Origin of the sequence: Streptococcus sp. 449_SSPC (assembly GCF_001073005.1) — a bacterium.
In the GTDB taxonomy this organism is placed as follows: Bacteria; Bacillota; Bacilli; order Lactobacillales; family Streptococcaceae; genus Streptococcus; species Streptococcus salivarius_F.
Genome location: NZ_JVGR01000029.1, coordinates 343,967 through 368,391 on the forward strand (window position 1 = coordinate 343,967; position 24,425 = coordinate 368,391).

Genomic DNA, 24,425 nt, shown 5'->3' on the forward strand with positions numbered 1-24,425 from the left:
CTCTTTAGGATTGCTTTTGATATAATTAAAAGTATGATTTCAGGAATTATTAATCTAAAAAAAGAGGCTGGAATGACCAGTCATGATGCTGTATTTAAACTACGCAAAATATTACAAGAGAAAAAAATCGGACATGGAGGTACCCTTGATCCAGATGTTACTGGTGTTTTACCTATAGCGATTGGAAAAGCGACTCGTGTTATTGAGTACATGACTGAAGCAGGAAAGGTCTACGAGGGAGAAATTACCATTGGATTTTCAACAACTACCGAGGATGCTAGTGGAGATGTCGTTCAAACAACTCCAGTTACAGAGTTAGATGAAGAAACCGTCGATATGGCAATGGCTAGTTTTGTAGGAGAAATCACACAAATTCCTCCTATGTATTCAGCGGTTAAGGTCAACGGAAAGAAACTTTATGAGTACGCCCGCGCTGGAGAAGAAGTAGAGCGTCCACAACGTCAAGTGACAATTACCGAATTTGTCCGTACCTCTCCTATTGAATTGGAAAACAACACCGCAAAATTCACCTTCCGTGTTGCTTGTAGCAAGGGGACTTATGTCCGTACTTTATCTGTCGATTTGGGTGCTAAACTCGGATACGCGAGTCATATGTCCGCTCTTCGTCGAACAGCCTCAGCTGGTCTAACCTTAGATAAGGCACTAACACTCTCACAAATTTCAGAAATGGTAGAAGCAGGGGATACTTCCTTCCTCCTTCCCATCGAATTTGGTGTTCAGGACCTACCAGCTGTTCAAGTCACTGAGGATGATGCTAAAGAAATTTCATTTGGTCGCTTTATTACTATCAATAGCCAAGAACCCTTAGTTGCGACCTTTTTAGGAGACAAGGTTCTAGCCATCATGGAAAAGCGAAATCAAGTTTATAAACCTAGAAAAGTATTAAGTCAATGAAAGTAACTTCTATTAATGATTATAAAGATATCCATCAGGAAAAGGAAACGGTTCTTGTCTTAGGGTATTTCGATGCTCTTCACCGTGGTCATAAGGTCCTTTTTGATAAGGCGCGCCAGATTGCTGATGAAAAACAGCTTGAAGTAGCTGTCCTTACCTTTAATGAGAGTCCTCAATTGACTTTTCAAAGGTATACGGATGATCTCCTCCTTCATATCACAGCACCTCAGAGACGTTGTGATCTTTTTGAAGCCTATGGCACTGATCAGCTTTATTTAACAGATTTCAATAGTGATTTTGCTCGAACAAGTTCAGACGATTTCATTGCTCGTTATATTAAACGTCTAAAAGCCCAAGAGGTTGTTGTGGGCTTTGATTACAAATTTGGACATCATCGAACAGATGCGGACTATCTAGCCCGTAATTTTTCTGGTAATGTTCATGTCATTGAGGAGCAACAAAGCGATGGTGAAAAGATTTCGTCAACACGTGTGCGTCAATTAATACGAGAAGGCAAGGTTAAAGAAGCCAATAAACTCCTTGGCCATGAATTCTCTACACGTGGCATCGTGGTGCATGGTGATGCCCGTGGACGTACCATTGGTTTTCCAACAGCAAATTTAGCACCTATTGATAGGACTTTTCTACCAGCTGATGGTGTCTATGTCGCCGATGTTGTAATTGATGGCAAACGTTATCGTTCCATGACTAGCCTAGGAAAAAACGTTACCTTTGGGGGGACAGAACTCCGTCTTGAAGCCAATATCTTTGATTTTGAAGGCGATATTTATGGAAAGACAATCGAAGTTTTTTGGCTGGATTATATCCGTGATATGATTAAGTTCAATAATATCGATGAACTATGTGCTCAACTGGAGGCTGATAAAAAAATCGCGGAAAAATTTTAAGAAAGCGTAGCCAAAACTAATCAAATAATGTATAATGATTAGGAATGTTAAAGTGAAAGGGGTGTTTGCGTGGTAACTTTATTTTTATCGCCTAGCTGCACCAGCTGTAGGAAAGCAAGAGCCTGGTTGACCAATCATGAAGTTGCTTTTGACGAACACAATATTATCACGAGCCCATTAACTCACGATGAGTTAATGAAGATTTTGTCTTACACGGAAAATGGTACTGAAGATATCATTTCAACTCGTTCAAAAGTCTTTCAGAAGCTGAATATCGATGTGGATGATTTGACCATCAAGGAACTCATTCAATTGATTTCTGAATACCCAAATCTTCTTCGTCGACCTATCATTATGGACACCAAACGCATGCAAATTGGTTTCAACGAAGATGAAATTCGTGCCTTTTTGCCTCGTGATTATAGAAAGCAAGAATTGCGCCAAGCGACCATTCGAGCTGAAATTGAGGGTAACAATGACTAAAGGAAATTATTCCTACCCACTCGATCCATCATGGAGCACTGAGGAAATTACCACAGTGCTTCATTTTTTGAGTCAGGTAGAAAAAGCATACGAGAGCAAGGTTGACCGTGACCAACTCTTGCAAGCCTATAAGGCATTTAAAACCGTTGTTCCAGGCAAAGCGCCTGAAAAACAACTAGACAAGGCCTTTGAAGAAGCTAGCGGTTTTTCAACCTATCAAGCTGTCAAAGCTGCTAAAGCAAAAGATAAAGGATTTGTATCACTTGGAAAATAAACTGATTTTCGCCAAAGAAATCATCAAAGAAGCCGGTGCTTTTATTAAAGAAAGTTTAAGTAAAACTATCACGGTCGAAGAAAAGACGGCTTATGATGATTTAGTAACTAATATTGACAAACAAACACAAGATTTACTCGTGGCACGTATTAAATCCTCCTTCCCTTCAGACAATATTTTCGCTGAAGAAAATGGCTTGGTTCATAATATCAAAGATGGAAATGTCTGGGTCTTGGATCCTATTGATGGAACGGTCAATTTTATTGTCCAACAAGATAATTTTTGTGTTATGATTGCCTACTATGAAGAGGGGCAAGGAAAATTTGGCCTCATTTATAACGTCATGGCTGATCAACTTTTCTATGGTGGTGGCCAGTTTGATGTGTATTGTAATGACAAGTTGCTTCCAGCATATAAAAACCGACCTTTAGGCCGTTGCCTAGTCGCTAGCAATGGAGCTATGTATGCTAAAAATTTTCACGGCTTAAAAGACCTTATTGATAAGACCTTGGGCGTTCGTGTCTACGGTGGTGCTGGTTTAAGCATGTCAAAAGTCCTATCTGGTCAAATTTTAGCTTACTTTTCAGTTATTTACCCATGGGACTATGCCGCAGCAAGTATTATGGGAGAAAAATTGGGTTATCACCTTGAGACCATTTCTGGAGAACCACTGGATTATTCTAGTCGTCAAGCTGTGATGCTTGTCCCTAAAGACAGACTTAAAGAGATCAAGCATATTATGGGCTCAGAAAATTAATTTGAAACATAAAACCATACTGGACAAATCAGAACAGCAAGTTCTCTTGGTTAGTCCAGTTTTTTGATAGAAAGGAAACTATGCAATTTCCATCAGACTTTATAGAAAAATATAATAACCTCCTTAGAGATGAAGCTGAGGACTTCTTTGCATCTTTTGATCAAGAAGCCGTATCCGCCTACCGCACCAACCCTTTGAAAAAGCAACAGAAGGACTTTCCTGATGCTATCCCTGAAACACCTTGGGGCCATTACGGTAAAATTTCCGGAAAATCTGCCGACCATGCAACTGGTTTGGTTTATTCTCAGGAACCAGCTGCTCAAATGGTTGCTCAAGTGGCAGCTCCATCCAAGGGAAGTCGTGTCTTAGACTTGGCAGCTGCTCCAGGCGGAAAGTCTACTCATCTTCTTAGTTACCTAGATAATACAGGACTGCTGGTCAGCAATGAAATCAATCCAAAGCGTAGCAAAATTCTGGTTGAAAACATTGAGCGTTTTGGAGCGAGAAATGTTATTGTGACAAACACGTCAGCTGATAAACTAGCCAAAGTTTTCAAAAATTATTTTGATACGATTGTCTTTGATGGACCATGTTCTGGAGAAGGAATGTTTCGTAAGGATCCTGATGCAATCCAATATTGGCATAAGGAGTATCCTAATGAACTGGCACAATTACAGAAGGACATCTTATCAGACGGTTTGAAAATGCTCGCTCCTGGTGGACAATTGATCTACTCAACCTGCACCTGGTCTCCTGAGGAAAATGAAGGTGTTGTTGCTTGGATTTTAGAAAATAATCCTGATCTTGAATTGGTGGCAATTCCTAAATTGAATGGCATGAGTGATGGAATTGATTTTCCAGAAACAGCTCGAATGTATCCACACCATTTCAAAGGTGAAGGCCAGTTTGTAGCAAAATTCCAGGATAAGCGCGTGTCTGAGCAAACACGTATCAAAGAAGGAAAATCTAACCTAAACAAGGAGCAGAAGCAACTTTGGGAAGATTTTGCAAAAAAACACCTTAAAACTAGACTGGATGGTTTACTGCAAGTTTTTGGGGACAATCTCTACCTGCTTCCTAAGGGACTTCCAGACCTATCTAAAGTTAAAATCGCTCGTAATGGACTGCATCTTGGTGTCTTTAAGAAAAAACGTTTTGAACCAAGTTTTGCTCTTGGAATTGCGTTAACCTCAGATGAAGTTGTTTCAAGTATAGAGCTAATTCAAGACCAGTTTGCCCAATACGTTTCTGGTAATGTGGTCACTCTAGATCAAGCGCAACCAAACGGTTGGTATCAGCTTTTAGTGGATGGCAATGGATTTGGATTTGCCAAAATCGTTGGAAACACGGTTAAAAACTACTATCCTAAGGGATTGAGATTCCATGTATAAGGGCCTGTAATCAAACTTTAATATGACTTAATTATCTTATACTTGGTATAATTAGATAGATGTCTTTTTACAGCATATATATAAGACACTTTCTTACTTAAGTTACAAAATGTCGGAGGACAAAAATGAAAAAAACAAAAGTCCTTGCAGTGATTATGTCACTGGCAATGGCCATGCTAGTCTTAACTGGCTGTGCCTCTTGGATTGACCGTGGCCAGTCCATTACAGCAGTTGGTTCTACGGCCCTTCAACCCTTAGTGGAGGCGGCAGCAGATGGGTTCGCTGAAAAGAACCCTGAGAATATCGTTAACGTCCAAGGTGGCGGTTCTGGTACTGGACTTTCTCAGGTACAATCCGGTGCCGTTCAAATTGGTAACAGTGACCTTTTTGCCGAGGAAAAATCTGGAATCGATGCCAGTAAGCTTGTTGACTATCAAGTTGCCGTTGCAGGAATTGCAGTGATTACAAACAAAGAAGTCTCTGTAGATAACTTGACAACGGAACAACTTCGCAAGATTTTCACTGGGGAAATCACAAACTGGAAACAGCTTGGTGGTAAAGACCTAGAGATTACTATTATTAACCGTGCAGCCAGCTCAGGATCACGCGCAACTTTCGATGCAGTGATTATGGACGGCAAATCGCCAATCCGTACCCAAGAGCAAGATTCTAATGGTATGGTTAAGTCAATCGTTGCTCAGACACCAGGTGCTATTTCATACCTATCATTTGCCTACCTTGATGATTCTGTTAAAACATTGAAGTTAAATGGATTTGAACCAAAAGCTGAAAATGTTGCAACTAACGATTGGCCGATTTGGTCTTACGAGCATATGTATACCAAGGGAAAACCGGATAGCTATACCAAACAATTCTTAGATTACATGATGAGTGACGAAGTCCAAGAAAATGTCGTCGCAAAAATGGGTTACATTTCCATCCATAGCATGAAAGTTACCAAGGATGCTGATGGTAACGTCTCAAAGAAGAGTGAGGAGTAAGCATGAAAAATGAAGAATTGGTGAAACAATTAACATCACCCTCTAAAAATTCACGCCTCGAGAAGTTTGGTAAAACAATCACTTTCCTTTGCCTAGCTTTGATTGTTTTTATCGTAGCCATGATTTTACTTTTCGTTGCTCAAAAAGGGCTGGCGACTTTCTTTGTTAATAAAGTTAGCTTGATCGAGTTTCTCTTTAGTGGCGATTGGTCGCCATCTGAAGGCAAGTTCGGAGCTCTTCCAATGATTTTGGGATCATTCGTAGTTACCTTGCTCTCAGCCTTGGTAGCAACGCCATTTGCCATAGGAGCAGCCATCTTTATGACTGAAATTTCTCCGAAAGGGGCTAAATTCCTACAACCAGCTATTGAACTTTTGGTTGGGATTCCATCTGTTGTTTATGGATTTATTGGTCTCCAAGTCGTGGTTCCATTTGTTCGCTTAATTTTTGGTGGAACAGGTTTTGGTATTCTTTCAGGTACCTTTGTCTTGTTCGTCATGATTCTACCAACCGTAACCTTTATGACAACAGATACGCTTCGTGCAGTGCCTCGTCACTATCGTGAAGCCAGTCTGGCCATGGGAGCTACACGCTGGCAAACGATTTGGCGTGTGACACTTAATGCGGCTAAACCAGGTATTTTCACGGCCGTTATCTTTGGTATGGCCCGTGCCTTTGGTGAGGCTCTTGCCATCCAAATGGTTGTCGGAAATTCCGCAGTGATTCCAACTTCTTTAACAACACCAGCAGCAACATTGACATCTGTCTTGACTATGGGAATCGGAAATACAGTCATGGGTACTGTTTCAAACAATGTCCTTTGGTCTCTCGCCTTGGTTCTCTTATTAATGAGTCTTGGTTTCAATATGTTGGTGAAATTCATTACCCGTGAGAGAAAGAGAAATTATGAACGCTAAAAAAATTGATAAAATTGCCATCAGCACACTCTATGTGATTGCTGGCATTATTGTAACAATCCTGGCAGCCTTGATTCTCTATATCTTGGTTCGCGGGATACCACATATCAGCTGGTCATTCTTGACTAGTCGATCATCATCTTACAAAGCTGGTGGAGGAATTGGGGTTCAACTCTACAATTCATTCTTCCTTTTGGTTATTACCCTGATTATTTCTGTGCCTCTTTCTATGGGAGCTGGAATTTTCTTATCAGAATATGCAAAAAAAGGACGTCTTACCAACTTTGTTCGTACCTGTATTGAAATCCTTTCTTCACTGCCTTCAGTAGTGGTCGGACTCTTTGGTTATTTGATTTTTGTTGTCCAATTCCAGTATGGATTTTCAATCCTATCTGGTGCCTTGGCTTTAACGGTCTTTAACCTACCACAAATGACTCGTACGGTTGAAGATAGTTTGCGAACAGTCCACCATACCCAACGTGAAGCTGGGCTAGCTCTAGGCTTGTCTCGATGGGAAACGATCTTACACGTTGTTGTTCCAGAGGCCTTACCTGGTATTGTTACTGGTATCGTTCTTGCTTCTGGTCGTATTTTCGGGGAAGCAGCAGCGCTTATCTATACAGCAGGTCAATCGGCACCAGCACTTAACTGGAGCGACTGGAATCCGCTTAGTATCTCTAGTCCAATCTCGATTTTCCGCCAAGCAGAAACACTTGCTGTTCACATCTGGAAGGTCAACTCAGAAGGTACGACACCTGACGCCACTGCAGTATCAGCTGGTTCAGCAGCAGTACTCTTGATTTTCATTTTGATTTTCAACTTTGGTGCACGTCGTTTGGGAGCATACCTCCATAAGAAATTAACATCCGCTTAAAGGAGTTATCATGACAAAATACAATTGGGACGAGCGTCATATTATCACCTTCCCAGAGAAGGAGCTCGCTCTTGAAACAAAGGACTTGCATGTCTATTATGGTCAAAAAGAAGCCATCAAAGGCATCGACATGCAATTCGAGAAAAATAAAATTACGGCTCTTATTGGGCCTTCAGGATGCGGGAAGTCAACCTTTCTTCGTAGCCTAAACCGTATGAATGATACGATTGATATTGCTAAGGTTACTGGACAAATCCTTTATCAAGGCGTCGATGTCAATGCAAGTAATATCAATGTTTATGAAATGCGTAAACATATTGGAATGGTTTTCCAACGTCCAAATCCATTTGCCAAGTCTATCTACAGAAACATTACCTTTGCTCACGAACGTAAAGGCGTAAGAGATAAGCAAACTTTGGACGAGATTGTTGAGACATCGCTTAAGCAAGCAGGTCTTTGGGATCAGGTTAAAGATGATCTTCATAAATCTGCCTTTACCCTCTCAGGTGGTCAGCAGCAACGTCTTTGTATTGCTAGAGCTATTGCCGTGAAACCGCAGATTCTTCTCATGGATGAACCTGCAGCTTCTTTGGATCCTGTAGCTACTATGCAACTAGAAGAGACCATGTTCGAACTTAAGGAAGATTACTCTATTATCATCGTGACGCACAATATGCAGCAGGCAGCGCGTGCCAGTGATTATACAGCATTCTTCTACCTTGGTGATCTTATCGAATATGATGAGACCAAGAAAATCTTCCAAGATGCTGCCCTACAGTCAACTAATGACTATGTATCAGGACGCTTTGGATAGAAAGGAGCACTTATGACTGAACCTATCATTTCAATCAATGATTTATCGGTGTATTTCAATAAGAAAAAAGCCCTCAATAACGTGACAATGGATTTCTATCCAAATGAAATCACGGCCCTTATCGGACCTTCAGGATCGGGAAAATCAACCTTGCTCCGTTCTATCAACCGAATGGGAGATTTAAATCCCGAGTGGACACTTACTGGTGCTGTTTCCTACAATGGTCACAATGTCTACAGTCCTCGAACAGACACCGTTGAGCTCCGTAAAGAAATCGGAATGGTCTTCCAACAACCCAATCCTTTTCCTATGTCTATCTATGAAAACGTGGTTTATGGGCTTCGTATCAATGGTATCAAAGATAAGGCTGTCCTTGACAAAGCAGTAGAAGAGTCACTAAAAGGTGCTTCAATCTGGGAAGAAGTCAAAGACCGTCTCCATGACTCAGCACTTGGACTTTCAGGAGGGCAACAACAACGTGTCTGTATTGCACGGGTTCTTGCCACGTCTCCAAAGGTTATCCTTCTTGACGAACCAACGTCTGCCCTCGACCCTATCTCCGCTGGTAAGATTGAGGAAACCCTATATAACCTTAAGGACCAATATACCTTGTTGCTCGTCACACGTTCTATGCAACAGGCAAGCCGTATCTCACAACGAACAGCCTTTTTCCTCGATGGAGAACTCATTGAGTATTCATCAACGAAAGACATGTTCCTAAATCCACAACATAAAGAAACAGAAGATTATATTACCGGTAAATTCGGTTAAGAAAGGACAGATTACTAAAACAATTATGATGTTACGAACACCCTTCGAAGAAGAATTAGAAAAACTCCACAACCAATTTTACGCTATGGGTACAGAGGTTGCAGCTCAGCTTAAGAAAGCTGTACGTGCCTTTATCAGCCATGATCGTGATTTGGCTAAGGAAGTCATTGAAAATGACGAAATCGTCAATAACTACGAAACCAAACTTGAGAAAAAATCGCTTGAAATTATCGCTCTTCAGCAACCTGTATCAAGTGATTTGCGAACAGTTATCACAGCGCTCAAAGCATCTAGTGACGTTGAACGCATGGGTGACCATGCCGTTGCTATTGCTCAAGCAACTATCCGCATTAAAGGTGAGGAACGCCTAACTGAAATTGAAGCTGAAATCAAGAAAATGGGGAAAGCAGTTCGCCACATGGTCGAAGATGCTCTAGATGTTTACTTGAACAGTGACGAAAAACGCGCTTATGAAATCGCAGCTTCAGATGAAATCATTGATAACTATTTCCGTGATATTCAAGCCATGACAGTAGAAGGTGTTCGCAAGAATCCAGATGCTGCCTTCGCTGCCAAAGAATATTTCCAAGTACTTATGTATTTGGAACGTATCGGTGACTATGCCCGCAATCTCTGCGAGTGGGTTGTCTACCTCAAATCTGGTAAAATCATTGAACTGTAGGCAAAGCTTCCAATCTATGTTATAATGGGTTTGTATTGAATAATTCAGACCCTTTTCTTTTGTAAAAGAGTCTAATATCGAAACATTTGTCAGTCTGTTTCGATACGAAAAGTTAGATTAGGAGTATATACGTATGACAGCATCTGTTGCTCGTTTTATCGAAAGTTTCATCCCTGAAAATTACAATCTTTTCTTGGACATTAATCGTTCTGAAAAGACCTTTACAGGGAATGTTGCCATTACAGGTGAAGCCCTTGATAACCATATCTCCCTTCACCAAAAAGACCTTACCATTAGTTCCGTTCTCTTGGATAATGAATCGTTAAACTTCCAAATGGATGATGCTAACGAAGCCTTCCATATTGAACTTCCAGAGACCGGTGTTTTGACGCTTGTCATTGAATTCTCTGGTCGTATTACAGATAATATGACAGGGATTTACCCATCATATTACACCTACAATGGTGAGAAAAAAGAAATTATTTCAACGCAGTTTGAATCTCATTTTGCGCGTGAAGCCTTCCCATCTGTTGATGAACCAGAAGCTAAAGCTACTTTTGATTTCTCATTGAAATTTGATGCTGAAGAAGGCGATATAGCCTTGTCAAACATGCCTGAAATCAATAGCCATTTGCGTGAAGAGACTGGGGTTTGGACTTTTGAGACAACCCCTCGTATGTCTACATACCTCCTTGCCTTTGGTTTTGGCGCTCTTCAAGGTAAGACTGCGAAAACACAAAACGGAACTGAAGTTGGTGTCTTCGCTACAGTTGCACAAGCTGAAAACAGCGTTGACTTTGCCCTTGATATTGCCGTTCGTGTCATTGATTTCTACGAAGACTACTTCCAAGTCAAATATCCTATCCCATTGTCATACCATCTGGCTCTTCCTGACTTCTCAGCAGGTGCCATGGAAAACTGGGGACTTGTTACCTATCGTGAAGTTTACCTACTAGTAGACGAAAATAGCTCAGCTGCAAGTCGTCAACAAGTAGCTCTCGTGGTTGCCCACGAATTGGCTCACCAATGGTTCGGTAACCTTGTAACGATGAAATGGTGGGATGATCTCTGGCTTAACGAGAGCTTTGCCAATATGATGGAGTATGTTTCAGTAGATGCCATTGAACCTAGCTGGAACATCTTTGAAGATTTCCAAACAACTGGTGTGCCTCATGCCCTCCAGCGTGATGCTACAGATGGTGTTCAGTCTGTCCATATGGAAGTTAACCACCCAGATGAGATCAACACCCTCTTTGATAGCGCCATCGTTTATGCCAAGGGTAGCCGTCTCATGCATATGCTACGCCGTTGGTTAGGTGATGAAGCCTTTGCTAAAGGCCTTAAAGCTTACTTTGAAAAACACCAATACAACAACACTGTTGGACGTGACCTCTGGAATGCACTTTCTGATGCCTCAGGTAAAGATGTTTCTAGCTTCATGGACACTTGGTTGGAGCAACCAGGTTATCCAGTTGTTAGCGCAGAAGTTATCGATGATACACTTATCCTTAGTCAAAAACAATTCTTCATTGGTGAACATGAAGATAAGGGTCGACTTTGGGAAATCCCATTGAACACAAACTGGAAAGGACTTCCAGACACACTCTCAGAAGAACGTATTGAGATTCCAAATTATAGCCAGCTTGCTGCCGAAAATAATGGTGCTCTCCGCCTTAATACAGCAAATACAGCACATTACATCACAGACTACCAAGGACAACTCTTGGACAATATCCTTGATGAATTTGCCAACCTTGATACTGTAAGTAAACTTCAAATTTTGCAAGAACGTCGTCTTCTTGCTGAAAGCGGACGTATCTCATATGCCAGCCTAGTTGCTCTTCTTGATCTTGTTGAAAAAGAAGAAAGCTTCTTGATTGCTCAAGCTAAGTCTCAAATTCTAGCTGGTTTGAAACGCTTTATTGATGAAGACACAGAAGCAGAAGTGCATTACAATGCCTTGGTACGCCGTCAATTCCAAAACGACTTTGAACGCCTTGGTTTCGATGCCAAAGATGGTGAATCTGATGAAGATGAAATGGTCCGCCAAACAGCCCTTAGCTACTTGATCCAAGCAGACTATCAACCAGCGGTCCTTGCAGCTGCAAGTGTTTTCCAAGCTCATAAAGAAAACATCGAAAGCATCCCAGCAAGTGTCCGTGGACTCGTTCTCATTAATCAAATGAAACAAGAAAACAGTCTTACTCTTGTTGAAGATTATGTCAATGCTTACGTAGCAACAAACGACAGTAACTTCCGTCGCCAATTGACTCAAGCAGTTTCATATCTTAAAAACCAAGAAGGCCTTGACTTTGTCCTAGGTCAGCTTAAAGACAAACATGTTGTTAAACCTCAAGACTTGTATCTCTGGTATATGAACTTCCTCAACAAATCATTTGCTCAAGAAAGCGTTTGGAACTGGGCAAAAGATAATTGGGATTGGATTAAGGCAGCCCTTGGTGGCGATATGAGCTTTGATAGCTTTGTTAATATCCCAGCAGGAATCTTTAAAACACAAGAACGTCTTGATCAATATATTGCATTCTTTGAGCCACAAACAAGTGATAAAGCCTTGGAACGTAATATCTTAATGGGAATTAAGACAATTGCTGCACGAGTAAACTTGATTGAAAAAGAAAAAGCAGCCGTTGAATCTGCTCTTAAAGATTATTAATAAGAAAAACAAGCTTTCCGTCAAGGAGAGTTTGTTTTTTGTGTATGATAGTTTACATAAATATAGTTATGTGTTTAAAGGAGTAACAAAATAGATATAGCATAATTAAATTTATGTAAAATAAAAACAACCACTCCAACTAGGAATGGTTGGGATAGCCAATTATAAACTGTCTAGAGCATTTTTTTGTTCATCATTAACAATATGCGTATATAGATCAGTAACCTGAGTGGAAGCATGACCAAGTTGATGACTAACTAAAACTTGAGACTTGGTAGCATCATAAAGGCGTGTTGCCAGAGTATGTCGAAGCTTGTGGGGAGTCACACGAATTTTGAAATCCTGAGAATATTTGGCAACCATCTTTTCGATACTTGAAGCATCAATACGGTTTGAAACCCCTCGATATTCCGTTAAAAAGAGGGCAACATCTTGCTTTTCAGCCTTATAGCGTTTATCACGTATACTGAGATAAGTTTCAAGATAGGGCTTTGCAAAACTTGCTACATTAACTGAGTCTCGTTTGCCACCTTTTCGAGTAACATCAATGACCATCATTTTTAGATTGATATCTTTAAGATCCAGATTAACAGCCTCAGAAAGTCGAACACCTGAAGCCAGCAGCAAGGCAATAATAGCTAAATCACGTTCTTTATTCTTATAAAACGATGATTTAGCGCGATTTGAGAGCTTGACTTCGTATTCATTTTCTACATAATCTAGGAATTCCATGGTTTCATTGCCAAGAAAGAGTTTCTGTTTGATATTCTCAGCACGAGCAGCTAGAGTTTCTTTCTTTTTCTTAGTAGAAACTTTTTTCATGACGTTACGATAGAAATATGGCTCACCATCAGGTCCCTCGACCTCCTCGGTTAAATACTTATAGAGACTAGATAGAGCTGAAAGTGTACGATTAATGGTTGTTTGAGAGACACCCTGTTTCTTGGAATAGGTATTCAAAGATGGACGTTCACGTAGATAAAGCACAAATGACTCCATATCTTTTTTAGTTAAATTTTCCAAGGTTTTGATGTCAATTGAGGCAATATCATCAGCATCTGAAATACCTGAGTCAATCAACCAGTCAAAAAAGCGTTTATATTCCTTAAGGTATTCGTATAAGGTTGTAAAAGAATACGGTACCGAAAGTTTCGATTGATAATACTCCAGAACAAACCAGGGCATAAGAGCTTTGTATTCTTCAATTTTTTCAAGCAAGAGTTCACGTTTCATTTGTTTTTTCTCCAAAATTACTTAATAGAAGTATACCACACCCTTATCTTTCTTTCAAGAAAATTACAGTTTTTCGGAAAGATGTTATAAGATGTTTTTCACTTAGCGGCTTTATAGGTTTACTATTCAGATATACACAACACCACACTAAATCAATCATAAACCAATTTTTGAAAATATCTTTATTGTTCTTTGACTTTGAAAAATCTTTATAACGTATTTTTTACTTATAGAATTTTTCCCAAGAAAAAACAACCTGGAGTTTTCCAGATTGTTCAAACAATGATTAAGCTACGATAGCTTTTGCAACCTCCTCGGTTGTCATACGTGAGAAATAATGTGTTGTGTCAATGGTTTTAAGTTTAGCCAAGACATCTTCGTACTCGTAAGGTACACCGACCAGCAACTCTTCAATATCAGATACATCCCCGATACCAAAGAAATCTCCGTAAATCTTAACGGATTTAATAATTGAATTCTCAACATTGGCGTAAGTTGAGATCTTACCAGCTGGGTAACGAACGTTACGCTCTACTGTGTATTCTGGTGATTGACCGTATGTCCAGTCCCAAGTATTGAATTGCTTCTCATAAGACTCTTGGATTTTAGCTAATTCATCCTCAGAAAGGACGTATTCAGTCATATCAGGGTAAAATTCCTTCATTTTTTCCAAGATCTTATCTGAGAATTCATTTACAGTGATTTTTTCTGGCAATTCGTCTACGATGTTTGTCACACGAGCACGTACAGATTTAACACCTTTTGATTCAATTTTGTCTTTGCTGACTTTGAGGGCTTGGCCAAGAACGGACATATCAACGTCAAAGAGCAAGCAACCATGGTGCATCATACGCCCTTTATAGTATGCTTGAGCATTTCCACAGAACTTTTTACCATCGATTTCAAGGTCATTACGGCCAGTAAACTCAGCCTTAACTCCCAAATCAGCAAGTGTTGCGATTACAGGTTGAGAGAAAGTCTTAAAGTCAAATGCCCCTTCATCTGCCTTATTAGAGATGATAGTATAGTTGAGGTTATTCAAATCGTGATAAACAGCGCCACCACCAGACAAACGACGAACGACCTTAATACCATGAGCATCTGTATATTCTTTGTTAATCTCTTGAATGGTATTTTGGTGTTTACCAACAATGATAGCTGGACGGTTAATCCAAAGAATGAACAGTTCATCTTCATTCACCAATTCACGAAAGGCATAGGCTTCCAAGGCAATATTATAGGCAGGATCATTTGATGTGTTTACAATATATTTCATGAGGTCTCCTCTTGTAATGTGATACTTATATTATAAAGTAAAACGGTGACAAAGTACACGAAGACGCCTTAGGTATAAGGATTTTCATGATATAATAGTAAAAAATAGATGGTGTCAGTGAGTACCACTTTCAGATGAAAAATCCTAAATCAGGAAAAATGCAAAGCTATATTATCTACGGAAATGAAGGAGACATCCCACTCTGGGATTGGCAGGCTCCCTTTGTTACCTTTGATAAGGATTTTGCTAACAAAGAAAGAATTCAGGAATTCTTCGATGACTACGAAATTAGAGAGTATGGAAATTATTGGAATGGCATCTACCATATACAATTCCCTCACTTAAATTCATTTAGAGGTGACAGGTACAACTTTTATAAAATGGCCTTTTACTCAGATGAATTTACAAATTTTCCACTAAGCCTCGATTTAACAGGGAAGAGCGAGGATTTTAAGATTACCATTACAGATTCTTACTTACAAGAAGAATCCAGAAATGCAAAAAATGAAATCCATTATCTAAAATACACAACATCTAAAACTTATGATTCATCAAATAAAGAAGCCTATATGAATGATATACTGAATTATCACTCATAGGTAACATAACATTATTTATGTAAATACAGCTAATTTATCTATAGGCTGTTTTTTTCATGAAAAAAACAAGACCATTTCTGATCTTGTTTCCTTCTATGCAACTAGATTTTTATTTTGTGTGCCAGATGTCTTTGTCATACTGTTCGATTGTACGGTCAGATGAGAAGAACCCTGCTTCAGCGATGTTGTAAACAACTTTTTTGTTCCATGCATCTTGATCTTCGTAAGCTGCGTATACTTCTTCTTTCTTGTCGATGTATTCAGCCAAGTCAATCAATGTCATGAACCAGTCTTTAGAGATAAGTTCTTTTTGGAGACGTTCCAAGCGTTCTTTATCTCCAACTTTAACGAGGTCTTCACTTACGATAAAGTCAACAGCTGCTTTGATATTAGCATCTTTTTTGTAGTAATCACGTGATACATAACCTTCTTTTTCGTAAAGGTCGATGATTGTATCAGAGTCTTTACCGAACGTGAAGATGTTTTTTGGTCCTACCAATTCAGCAATCTCAACGTTGGCACCGTCCATTGTACCAAGAGTGAGGGCACCGTTAAGCATGAATTTCATGTTACCTGTACCTGAAGCTTCTTTAGAAGCCAATGAGATTTGTTCTGAGATATCAGTTGCTGGAATAAGGTGTTCAGCGACTGTAACGTTATAGTTTTCAACCAAGTGAACGTTGAGGTATTTGCTTACTTCTGGATCATTGTTGATGAGTTCAGAAAGTGACAAGATCAAGTGGATGATGTCTTGTGCAATAACGTAAGCAGGAGCTGCCTTACCACCAAAGATGATAGTGATTTTGCGTTTTGGAAGGTTTCCTTTTTTGATTTCCAAGTATTTGTGGATGACATACAAAGCGTTCATTTGTTGACGTTTGTATTCGTGGAAACGTTTGATTTGAGTATCAATAATTGAGTTTTCATCAAGATCGATACCTTTGTTGGCTTTAAGATAACGTTTAAGAGACAATTTGTTATCATATTTAATTTCAGCCAAACGTTTGTGAACTGCTGGATCATCTGCAAAGGCAGCCAATTTTTCCAATTGAGTTGCGTCAGTAAGGTAACCATCGCCAATCAATTCTTTGATGTAATCAGCAAGTTCTTGGTTTGAGAATTCCAACCAACGACGGAATGTAATACCGTTTGTTTTGTTGTTGAAGCGTTCTGGGTAAAGATCGTAGAATGGTTTCAACTCAGAAGATTTAAGGATTTCTGTGTGAAGTGCTGCTACACCGTTAACGCTTGTAGAGAAGTGGATATCCATGTGTGCCATGTGAACACGGTTGTCTTTGTCAATGATTTGAACACGTGGATCTTCGAATTTTTCACGAATGATAGCATCCAATTTCTTGATGATAACAACAAGGTGTGGAACAACTTCTTCAAGGTAGTCAAGAGGCCATTTTTCAAGGGCTTCAGCCAAGATAGTGTGGTTTGTGTAACCAACCATTTTGCTTACGATTGCTACTGCTTCATCAAATTCAAATCCATGTTTTTCTGTCAAAAGACGGATCAATTCTGGAATTACCATTGATGGGTGAGTATCGTTGATTTGTACGTAAGCGTAATCTGGAAGATCGTGAATGTTAGATCCACGTTCGATAGCTTCGTCGATCAAAAGTTGAGCAGCGTTTGATACCATGAAGTATTGTTGGTAGATACGCAAGAGCTCACCTTTACGAGTTGAGTCATCAGGGTAAAGGAAAAGTGTCAAGTTCTTTTGGATTTCGTCTTGATCAAAAGTGATTCCTTTATCAATCAAATCGTAGTCCACACCATTGATGTCAAAGAGGTTAAGGTAGTTCTTAGTTTCTTTCTTATAACCCAAGATATCCAAACGATCCAAACGTGATTTCAATGTGAAGTTTTTGAATGGAACATCATAAGAGATATCAGTTGGTACCAACCATGATTGATCTTCAATCCAGTAGTTTGGTTCTGCATCTTGTTTGTTGTCTTTGAAGACTTGTTTGAAAAGACCACAGTGGTAGTTAAGACCAACACCTTCACCGTTGATGCCAAGTGTTGCCATAGAGTCGATGAAACATGAAGCCAAACGACCCAAACCACCGTTACCAAGAGATGGTTCTGGTTCAACGTCTTCAATTTCGCTGATTGATTTACCAGCAGCATCCAATTCAGCTTTAACATCCTTGTAGATGCCCAAGTTGATCAAGTTGTTAGACAAAAGTTTACCGATCAAGAATTCAGCTGAGATATAGTAAACTTTACGTTTGCTATCGTTTTTAGGTTTTGGAGCAGCTGCTTCTTTTACGAATTCCAACAAAAGATAGTAGATTTCTTCGTTTGAAAGGTCCTTAAGATTTTTGTTTTTTGCTTCAACATATTGTGTAAATGTAGCCATTTTAGTTATTACCTCGATTATATCTTTCTGTAATGTCTGTCAAAAATTCTTTCTTGTCGACAGTGATTTCACCTGGGAGCATACGCCATTTCCAGTTTTCACCAACTGTGTTAGGGAAGTTCGTACGGCTATTTTCAGGTTTATCAAGGATATCCTGCATAGTCGCAATAGCTGTGTTGCTTACAGTAGCAAAGAGGGTGCGAAGAAGAGCACGTGTGATTGGTTCACCTTGACGACGGTTGATGTATGCATCAGTATAATCACGTTGCTCTTGCGTCAAGTTGTCGTACCAACCGTTGATTACTTCGTTATCATGTGTACCTGTGTAGGCAACTGAATGTTGTGTGTATACGTGTGGAATGTCAATGCTGTTTCCAGTAGTATCGTAGAATCCAAATTGAACGATCTTCATTCCAGGGTAACCACAGTCTGCAAGAAGTTTACGTGTCTTATCATCAATGTTACCAAGGTCTTCGGCAATGATTTTAAGATCACCCAATTCTTCTTTAACCACTTTGAAAAGGTCATAACCAGGTCCAGGAACCCATTCACCATTTTCAGCAGTTTCATCTCCTCCAGGGATTTCCCAGAAGTCAGAGAACCCTTTGAAGTGGTCAATACGCAAGTAATCATAAAGTTTAAATGATTCTTGAATACGGAATACCCACCAAGCATAATTTTCTGCTTTGTGTTTATCCCAAGCATAGATTGGGTTACCCCAAAGTTGACCAGTTGCCGAGAAGTTATCAGGTGGAACTCCTGCAATGTAACGCGGTTTACATTCAGCGTCTAGTTTAAAGAGATGTGGTTGAGTCCAAACTTCAACACTATCAGCTGAAATGTAGATTGGCATGTCACCGATGATTTGAATACCATTTTTGTTAGCATAAGCTTTTAGTTCTGCCCATTGGCTAAAGAAGAGGTATTGTACCACTTGGTGATATGTGATAACATCAGCAAGTTCTTTGCGAAGTTTCTCAAGAGTTGCTTCATCGCGTTTAACTGCTTTTTTATCATCCCAATCTTGAAGTGCTTTGTTATCGAAGTGTTCTTTGATAGCCATGAAATCAGCATAATCAGCTAACCAGTTAGCATTTTTAGTTTTAAAAGCTTCGAATTTTTTAGCTTCTTTTTTATCTGCCAAGATAGCTTTTACTGCTTTTTCAAGGATTGGACGACGTGCTTCATAAACTTTAGCATAGTCGATAAACTCTGAATCTGATCCAAAGTCAGCGTCTTTAACATCAGCTTTAGTTAGAAACTTGTCACGAATAAGGAAATCCAAATCGATGAAGTGTGTGTTCCCCGCTACCGCAGAGAATGATTGATAAGGTGAGTCCCCATAACTTGTTGTAGTAAGTGGCAAGATCTGCCAGTATGTTTGTTTTGTTTCTTTCAAGAAATCAACAAAGTCATAGGCTGCTTGACCGAAAGATCCGATCCCGTAGTCACCTGGAAGTGATGTGATGTGCATCAATACACCGCTTGCTCGTTTGTTCATAAAGTTTACCTCAAATTATTTTTTACACTTATGATTATAATGCAAACGTTTGCACAAGTCAAGAATTTTTAGCAAAAAAATAGAAATTTTTTTTATTTTTTCTGGAATAATTGTTCGCAAAACAAACGCTTACAATTTGAGAGAGTGTTTTTAAGCCGAGGCTTCTAGTGAATTCCGGAAAATAGTCATCTTACATAAAATAAAAAAGTAGCCGGCTAATTTACTAACCAACTACTTAGATTCTCCTTAAGATATTATGAATGCGTTAAGACGCTTTCTCTTTCTATAAGTTTAAATGGAATGATGACTTTCTGTGACTTGTTCTTAGTTGACTTAAGGAGTCCCATAAGACTTTGTACACTTTCTTTAGCAAGTTCTTGGATATTAATATCAAAAGTGGTCAAGAACGGATGCATGATTTCTGCAAAAGTAGAATTATTGAAGGAAATGATAGCATAATCTTCAGGTACTCTAATCCCTTGATTGTTTAGCCATTGAATGAGACGAAGGGCGATAAGGTCATCCTTGACAATCAAAGCTGTCGGAGAAAATCTATCTAATTCCTTCTTTAGCTTATCGATTGTTTTAGATGAAAATACAAGTTCAGGTAAGATTTCTAATTCTAGTTCATCTGCTGCTTCTTTATAACCTCGATAACGTTCCTGTCCTACTTGACCAAAAAGGTCATCCGTAATAAAACCTATTTTTTTATGACCATGAGATGATAAATAAGTCACTGCTTCCTTACCTAAGGCCTTATTGTCATTATCGATGTAGGTAACCTTATCTTTTGTATCACCTGCAGCTCCAATGACGACAAAAGGAACTTTTTCTTTTAGGAGATAGGATTTAACAGGATCATTCTTCTCAGAGTAGAGAATAATGAAACCATCAGCTCGTTTTTGGCGATGCATGAGTTCGACTTGTTTAACCAATTCATCCAAACTAGCACCTGTGGCAATACTGACGACCTGAGAATTGCGACTTGCTTCTTCATTGATAGCCGTTAGAATTTCCATATAGAAGGGTTGACTGATATTTTCTCTATTCGCCAAAGGAGGAAGAATCACACCTAAACTATGAGTTAAGCCAGTTGCCAACATCTGAGCTGCAAGATTGGGGACATAACCTAATTCATCCATAGCCGCCCGCACCTTGTTTTTTGTTTCTTCAGAAATGGCTGGATTATCTTTTAAGGTCCTACTAACCGTTGAAGGACTTACTCCTGCTTTTTGGGCAACATCCTTAATTGTAGCCATTATTTTCCTCTCATTCTCATAAATATTTATAGTCGTAAAATACAAGAACAATTATAACCGAAACAATTTAGTTTTGCAATCGTTTGCACAAAGTTAAAAATTTTTTTATAAAATACTTGACAGATTGTGGAAACGGTTGCATAACGTTTATCGTAAACTAAATTTCTGGAGGAAATAGAAATGAAAAAATGGCAAAAGGTATTACTTGGTAGTGCTGGATTACTTGTGGCTGGATCGCTCTTGGTAGCTTGTGGCTCAAACTCAAGCAAGAGCTCAAGCTCAGATAGCAAGACTTTGAAACTTTGGGTACCAACTGGTGCTAAGAAATCATACTCAGATACAGTAGCACAGTTTGAAAAGAAATCTGGTTACAAAGTTGATATGGTTGAAATGGAAGATCCAAATGCTCAAGAAAACTTGACTAAGGACGCTTCTACTGCTGCAGATGTCTTCTCACTTCCACATGACCAACTCGGTAAATTGGTAGACGCTGGAGCTATCCAAGAAATTCCAGAGCAATACTCAAAAGAAATTGCTGAGCAAGATACTGAACAAGCTGCTGTAGGTGCTCAATACAAAGGTAAAACTTATGCCTTCCCATACGGTATCGAAACTCAAGTTACATACTACAACAAATCTAAACTTAATGAAGAAGATGTGAAATCTTATGAAACAATTACTTCTAAAGCTAAATTTGGTAGCAACTTGAAAGAAGTTAACGCTTATGTAACTGCTCCTCTCTTCCTTTCAGTTGGTGACACACTCTTTGGTCCTAACGGTGAAGATGTGAAAGGTACTAACTGGGGTAACGAAGCTGGTGTGAATGTTCTTAAGTTTATCGCAGCTCAAAAAGACAATAAAGGCTTTGTTAATGTCGATTCAGCTAATATGATGGCTAAATTCGAAGATGGTTCTGTTGATGCTTTCCAATCAGGACCATGGGACTACGCTGCAGCTGCTAAAGCTGTTGGTAAAGACAATCTTGGTGTTGCTGTTTACCCAACAGTTAATATCGGTGGTCAAGACGTTCAACAAAAAGCCTTCATGGGTGTTAAACTTTACGCAGTTAACCAAACACCATCTAAAGGTAACGCAGAACGTATCGCTGCATCTTACCAATTGGCACAAGCTTTGACAAGCAAAGACAGTCAAAATAACCAATTCACTAATGAAGACCGTCACATCATCCCAGCTAACAAAGAAGTTCAAGCTTCTGAAGCTGTTCAAAAGGATGCTCTTGCACAAGCTGTAATCACTATGGGTTCATCTGATCAGTACACAACTGTTATGCCTAAACTTAGTCAAATGTCAGTCTTCTGGACTGAAAGTGCTGCTCTTATGAGTGATGCATATAACGGTAAAATCAAGGAAGACCAATTCCTTACTAAATTACAACAATTTGATAAAGATTTGGCAGCAGCTAAATAAGAATCCTAACTATGAGAAGGTAAAGAGGCAGGTCAGGTTCCTAGCCTCTTTATCTATCACTAATTAAACATTTATCTGAGGAGATATCTATGTCACAAACAATCTACGACACAACTCCTATGCGCCAGGTCTTCAAAGAAGGTACATGGGATGTCAAATTATCCTTTCTGGTAATGGGATTTGCAAACTTGGTCAACAAACAGTTCGCCAAGGGCTTGCTCTTCCTCCTTTCTGAGATTGCCTTCTTAGTAGCTTTCGTTATTCAAATCATCCCTGCACTTAAAGGGATGATTACCTTAGGGACTCAAGAACAGGGTGAAGCCATTAAAGAAGTTAATGGGGTTAAGCTTACTGTTCAAGTCGCTGGAGATAACTCTATGCTCTTGTTGATTTTTGGACTTGCATCATTAATCTTCTGTGCAGTTTTCGCTTATATTTACTGGTGTAATCTTAAGAGTGCTCGTCATCTCATGGCTCTCAAACAGTCTGGCCGTAAAGTTCCTAACTTTGTCGAAGACTTCAAGACCTTGGCTGATGGTCGTTTCCACATGGGGCTTATGACTGTCCCATTGATTGGAGTTTTGCTCTTCACAATCTTGCCTTTGATCTACATGATCTGTTTGGCCTTTACTAACTTTGACCACAATCACCCAGCACCTAAATCACTCTTTGACTGGGTTGGTTTCTCAAGTTTTGGTGAAGTTTTACAAGGTCGTATGGCTGGTACTTTCTTCCCACTTTTGACATGGACCTTGATTTGGGCAGTTGCTGCAACAGCAACAACTTTCTTCTTCGGTATTGTCCTTGCTCTCTTGCTCAACACTAAGGGGCTTAAATTCAAGAAAGTATGGCGTACACTCTTTGTTATCACTATCGCCGTTCCTCAGTTCGTATCCCTTCTTTTGATGCGTAATTTCCTTAATGACCATGGTCCTTTGAATGGTTTGCTTCAAACCTTGCATCTCACTAATGGACCAATTCCATTCTTGACTGACCCTCTCTGGGCTAAGTTCTCTATTATCTTTGTTAATATGTGGATTGGTATTCCATTCACAATGTTGGTTGCAACTGGTATCATCATGAACTTGCCAACTGAGCAGATTGAAGCTGCTGAAATTGATGGAGCAAGCAAATTCCAAATCTTCAAGAGCATCACTTTCCCACAAATTCTCTTGATCATGGCGCCATCATTGATTCAACAATTCATCGGTAATATCAATAACTTCAACGTTATCTACTTCCTTACTGGTGGTGGACCTACTAACTCTGAATACTATCAAGCGGGTTCAACTGACCTCTTGGTAACTTGGCTCTACAAACTGACTGTTAGCGCTAAAGACTACAACTTGGCATCTGTTATCGGTATCTTGATTTTCGCCATCTCTGCAACATTCAGTCTCTTGGCCTACACAAGATCATCTTCATTCAAGGAAGGGGCTGCTAAATAATGAAACGTAAGAAAAATCTTTACCTAACTGGTACTTATATTCTATTGACAGTTCTAGCTGTCATCTGGTTGATCCCTATTATTTGGATCTTCCTTACAAGTTTCCGTGGTGAAGGAGCTAATGCGGTGCCTTACTTCTTCCCTAAGACTTACACTTTTAATAACTACATTAAACTGTTTACCAGCGATGCTTATCCATTTGGAAAATGGTTCATCAATACTTTCATCGTTGCCACATGTACATGTATCCTCTCAACTTTGATTACCGTAGGTATGGCCTACTCACTTAGCCGTATTAAATTCAAACACAGAAATGGCTTCTTGAAATTGGCACTTGTACTTAACATGTTCCCTGGATTCATGTCAATGATTGCGGTCTACTACATTTTGAAGGCCCTCAATTTGACACAAACCCTGACATCTTTGGTCTTGGTATATTCTGCTGGGGCAGCTCTTGGTTTCTACATTGCGAAAGGTTTCTTTGATACCATTCCTTACTCTTTGGATGAATCAGCAATGATTGATGGGGCAACTCGTCTTCAAATCTTCACTAAGATTACCTTGCCACTTTCTAAACCAATCATCGTCTACACTGCCCTCATGGCCTTCATGGGACCTTGGGTAGACTTCATCTTTGCATCTGTTATCCTCGGTGACGTTAAAGATAAATATACGGTTGCCCTTGGACTCTATCAAATGCTTAACCAAGACGCTATCAATGAATGGTTCCTTCCATTTACCGCAGGTGCTATTATCATCGCCATCCCAATCACCCTTCTCTTTATCTTCATGCAGAAATACTATGTTGAAGGTGTAACCGGCGGATCAGTTAAATAATAAAGGATAAATG

The 24,425-nt window shown here is 39.5% G+C and carries 22 protein-coding genes; 17 read left to right on the top strand and 5 right to left on the bottom strand.

Going from position 1 to position 24,425, the window contains the following annotated elements; all coding sequences use genetic code 11:
* The first annotated feature begins 33 nt into the window (after positions 1–33).
* The 13 genes from truB (at position 34) to ADH51_RS07775 (ending at position 12,461) form a co-directional block, all read left to right on the top strand.
* Positions 34–915, top strand: a complete 882-nt coding sequence (gene truB, locus ADH51_RS07715) for a tRNA pseudouridine(55) synthase TruB (protein ID WP_048675791.1) — start codon at positions 34–36, stop codon at positions 913–915.
* Entirely contained in the window at positions 912–1,823 is a 912-nt protein-coding gene (locus ADH51_RS07720) for a bifunctional riboflavin kinase/FAD synthetase (protein WP_048675794.1), read from the top strand. Before truB ends, ADH51_RS07720 begins: the two co-directional genes overlap by 4 nt.
* Before the next feature lie 69 nt (positions 1,824–1,892).
* Positions 1,893–2,306, top strand: coding sequence for a Spx/MgsR family RNA polymerase-binding regulatory protein (locus ADH51_RS07725; protein ID WP_002890965.1), 414 nt, complete (start codon positions 1,893–1,895; stop codon positions 2,304–2,306).
* Complete coding sequence (locus ADH51_RS07730) at positions 2,299–2,580, top strand: UPF0223 family protein (RefSeq protein ID WP_004182521.1); 282 nt, start codon at positions 2,299–2,301, stop codon at positions 2,578–2,580. Before ADH51_RS07725 ends, ADH51_RS07730 begins: the two co-directional genes overlap by 8 nt.
* Positions 2,570–3,337: an inositol monophosphatase family protein gene (locus ADH51_RS07735; protein ID WP_048675799.1), complete on the top strand. Its 768-nt coding sequence runs from the start codon at positions 2,570–2,572 to the stop codon at positions 3,335–3,337. Before ADH51_RS07730 ends, ADH51_RS07735 begins: the two co-directional genes overlap by 11 nt.
* A gap of 80 nt (positions 3,338–3,417) precedes the next feature.
* Positions 3,418–4,728: an RsmF rRNA methyltransferase first C-terminal domain-containing protein gene (locus ADH51_RS07740; protein WP_048675801.1), complete on the top strand. Its 1,311-nt coding sequence runs from the start codon at positions 3,418–3,420 to the stop codon at positions 4,726–4,728.
* A gap of 125 nt (positions 4,729–4,853) precedes the next feature.
* Positions 4,854–5,729 (top strand): phosphate ABC transporter substrate-binding protein PstS family protein, encoded by an 876-nt coding sequence (locus ADH51_RS07745; RefSeq protein ID WP_014634491.1) that lies wholly within the window; start codon positions 4,854–4,856, stop codon positions 5,727–5,729.
* A gap of 2 nt (positions 5,730–5,731) precedes the next feature.
* Positions 5,732–6,646 (top strand): phosphate ABC transporter permease subunit PstC, encoded by a 915-nt coding sequence (gene pstC, locus ADH51_RS07750; protein ID WP_002885101.1) that lies wholly within the window; start codon positions 5,732–5,734, stop codon positions 6,644–6,646.
* Entirely contained in the window at positions 6,636–7,520 is an 885-nt protein-coding gene (gene pstA / locus ADH51_RS07755; RefSeq protein ID WP_002885007.1) for a phosphate ABC transporter permease PstA, read from the top strand. The genes pstC and pstA overlap by 11 nt, the downstream gene beginning before the upstream one ends.
* Before the next feature lie 10 nt (positions 7,521–7,530).
* Positions 7,531–8,334, top strand: a complete 804-nt coding sequence (gene pstB / locus ADH51_RS07760) for a phosphate ABC transporter ATP-binding protein PstB (RefSeq protein ID WP_003092580.1) — start codon at positions 7,531–7,533, stop codon at positions 8,332–8,334.
* A 12-nt stretch (positions 8,335–8,346) separates the two neighbouring features.
* Positions 8,347–9,105 carry a phosphate ABC transporter ATP-binding protein PstB gene (gene pstB, locus ADH51_RS07765; protein WP_002884992.1) on the top strand — a complete coding sequence of 253 codons (759 nt, stop codon included), beginning with the start codon at positions 8,347–8,349 and terminating at the stop codon, positions 9,103–9,105.
* 28 nt (positions 9,106–9,133) lie between these two features.
* Complete coding sequence (gene phoU / locus ADH51_RS07770) at positions 9,134–9,787, top strand: phosphate signaling complex protein PhoU (RefSeq protein ID WP_021146873.1); 654 nt, start codon at positions 9,134–9,136, stop codon at positions 9,785–9,787.
* Positions 9,788–9,920: 133 nt separating this feature from the next.
* Entirely contained in the window at positions 9,921–12,461 is a 2,541-nt protein-coding gene (locus tag ADH51_RS07775; RefSeq protein ID WP_048675805.1) for a M1 family metallopeptidase, read from the top strand.
* A 162-nt stretch (positions 12,462–12,623) separates the two neighbouring features.
* Here ADH51_RS07775 and xerS read toward each other — a convergent pair whose 3' ends face one another.
* Together xerS and ADH51_RS07785 are read right to left on the bottom strand one after the other, a co-directional pair.
* Positions 12,624–13,694 carry a tyrosine recombinase XerS gene (gene xerS, locus ADH51_RS07780; protein WP_048675809.1) on the bottom strand — a complete coding sequence of 357 codons (1,071 nt, stop codon included), beginning with the start codon at positions 13,692–13,694 and terminating at the stop codon, positions 12,624–12,626.
* Between the two features lie 286 nt (positions 13,695–13,980).
* Positions 13,981–14,970 (bottom strand): lipoate--protein ligase, encoded by a 990-nt coding sequence (locus tag ADH51_RS07785; protein WP_048675812.1) that lies wholly within the window; start codon positions 14,968–14,970, stop codon positions 13,981–13,983.
* Positions 14,971–15,104: 134 nt separating this feature from the next.
* Between ADH51_RS07785 and ADH51_RS09935 the strand changes: the two genes are divergently transcribed.
* The gene (locus tag ADH51_RS09935) at positions 15,105–15,569 is read left to right on the top strand and encodes a hypothetical protein (RefSeq protein WP_239682175.1); all 465 of its coding nucleotides are present in this window, start codon (positions 15,105–15,107) and stop codon (positions 15,567–15,569) included.
* 109 nt (positions 15,570–15,678) lie between these two features.
* Here the strand turns inward: ADH51_RS09935 and glgP are convergent, their stop codons facing one another.
* The 3 genes from glgP to ADH51_RS07805 form a co-directional block, all read right to left on the bottom strand.
* Positions 15,679–17,940 carry a glycogen/starch/alpha-glucan family phosphorylase gene (gene glgP / locus ADH51_RS07795; protein WP_048675815.1) on the bottom strand — a complete coding sequence of 754 codons (2,262 nt, stop codon included), beginning with the start codon at positions 17,938–17,940 and terminating at the stop codon, positions 15,679–15,681.
* Position 17,941: 1 nt separating this feature from the next.
* Positions 17,942–19,441 (bottom strand): 4-alpha-glucanotransferase, encoded by a 1,500-nt coding sequence (gene malQ, locus ADH51_RS07800; RefSeq protein ID WP_048675818.1) that lies wholly within the window; start codon positions 19,439–19,441, stop codon positions 17,942–17,944.
* A gap of 254 nt (positions 19,442–19,695) precedes the next feature.
* Positions 19,696–20,700: a LacI family DNA-binding transcriptional regulator gene (locus ADH51_RS07805; RefSeq protein WP_002885097.1), complete on the bottom strand. Its 1,005-nt coding sequence runs from the start codon at positions 20,698–20,700 to the stop codon at positions 19,696–19,698.
* A 180-nt stretch (positions 20,701–20,880) separates the two neighbouring features.
* On the opposite strand from ADH51_RS07805, the gene ADH51_RS07810 reads away from it, so the two are divergent.
* From ADH51_RS07810 to ADH51_RS07820, 3 genes are all read left to right on the top strand, one after another.
* On the top strand, positions 20,881–22,128 hold the full coding sequence (locus tag ADH51_RS07810; RefSeq protein WP_002884898.1) for an extracellular solute-binding protein: 1,248 nt from the start codon (positions 20,881–20,883) through the stop codon (positions 22,126–22,128).
* Positions 22,129–22,217: 89 nt separating this feature from the next.
* Positions 22,218–23,576: a carbohydrate ABC transporter permease gene (locus ADH51_RS07815; protein WP_014634481.1), complete on the top strand. Its 1,359-nt coding sequence runs from the start codon at positions 22,218–22,220 to the stop codon at positions 23,574–23,576.
* Positions 23,576–24,412, top strand: coding sequence for a sugar ABC transporter permease (locus ADH51_RS07820; RefSeq protein ID WP_004182537.1), 837 nt, complete (start codon positions 23,576–23,578; stop codon positions 24,410–24,412). Before ADH51_RS07815 ends, ADH51_RS07820 begins: the two co-directional genes overlap by 1 nt.
* Positions 24,413–24,425 lie beyond the last annotated feature (13 nt).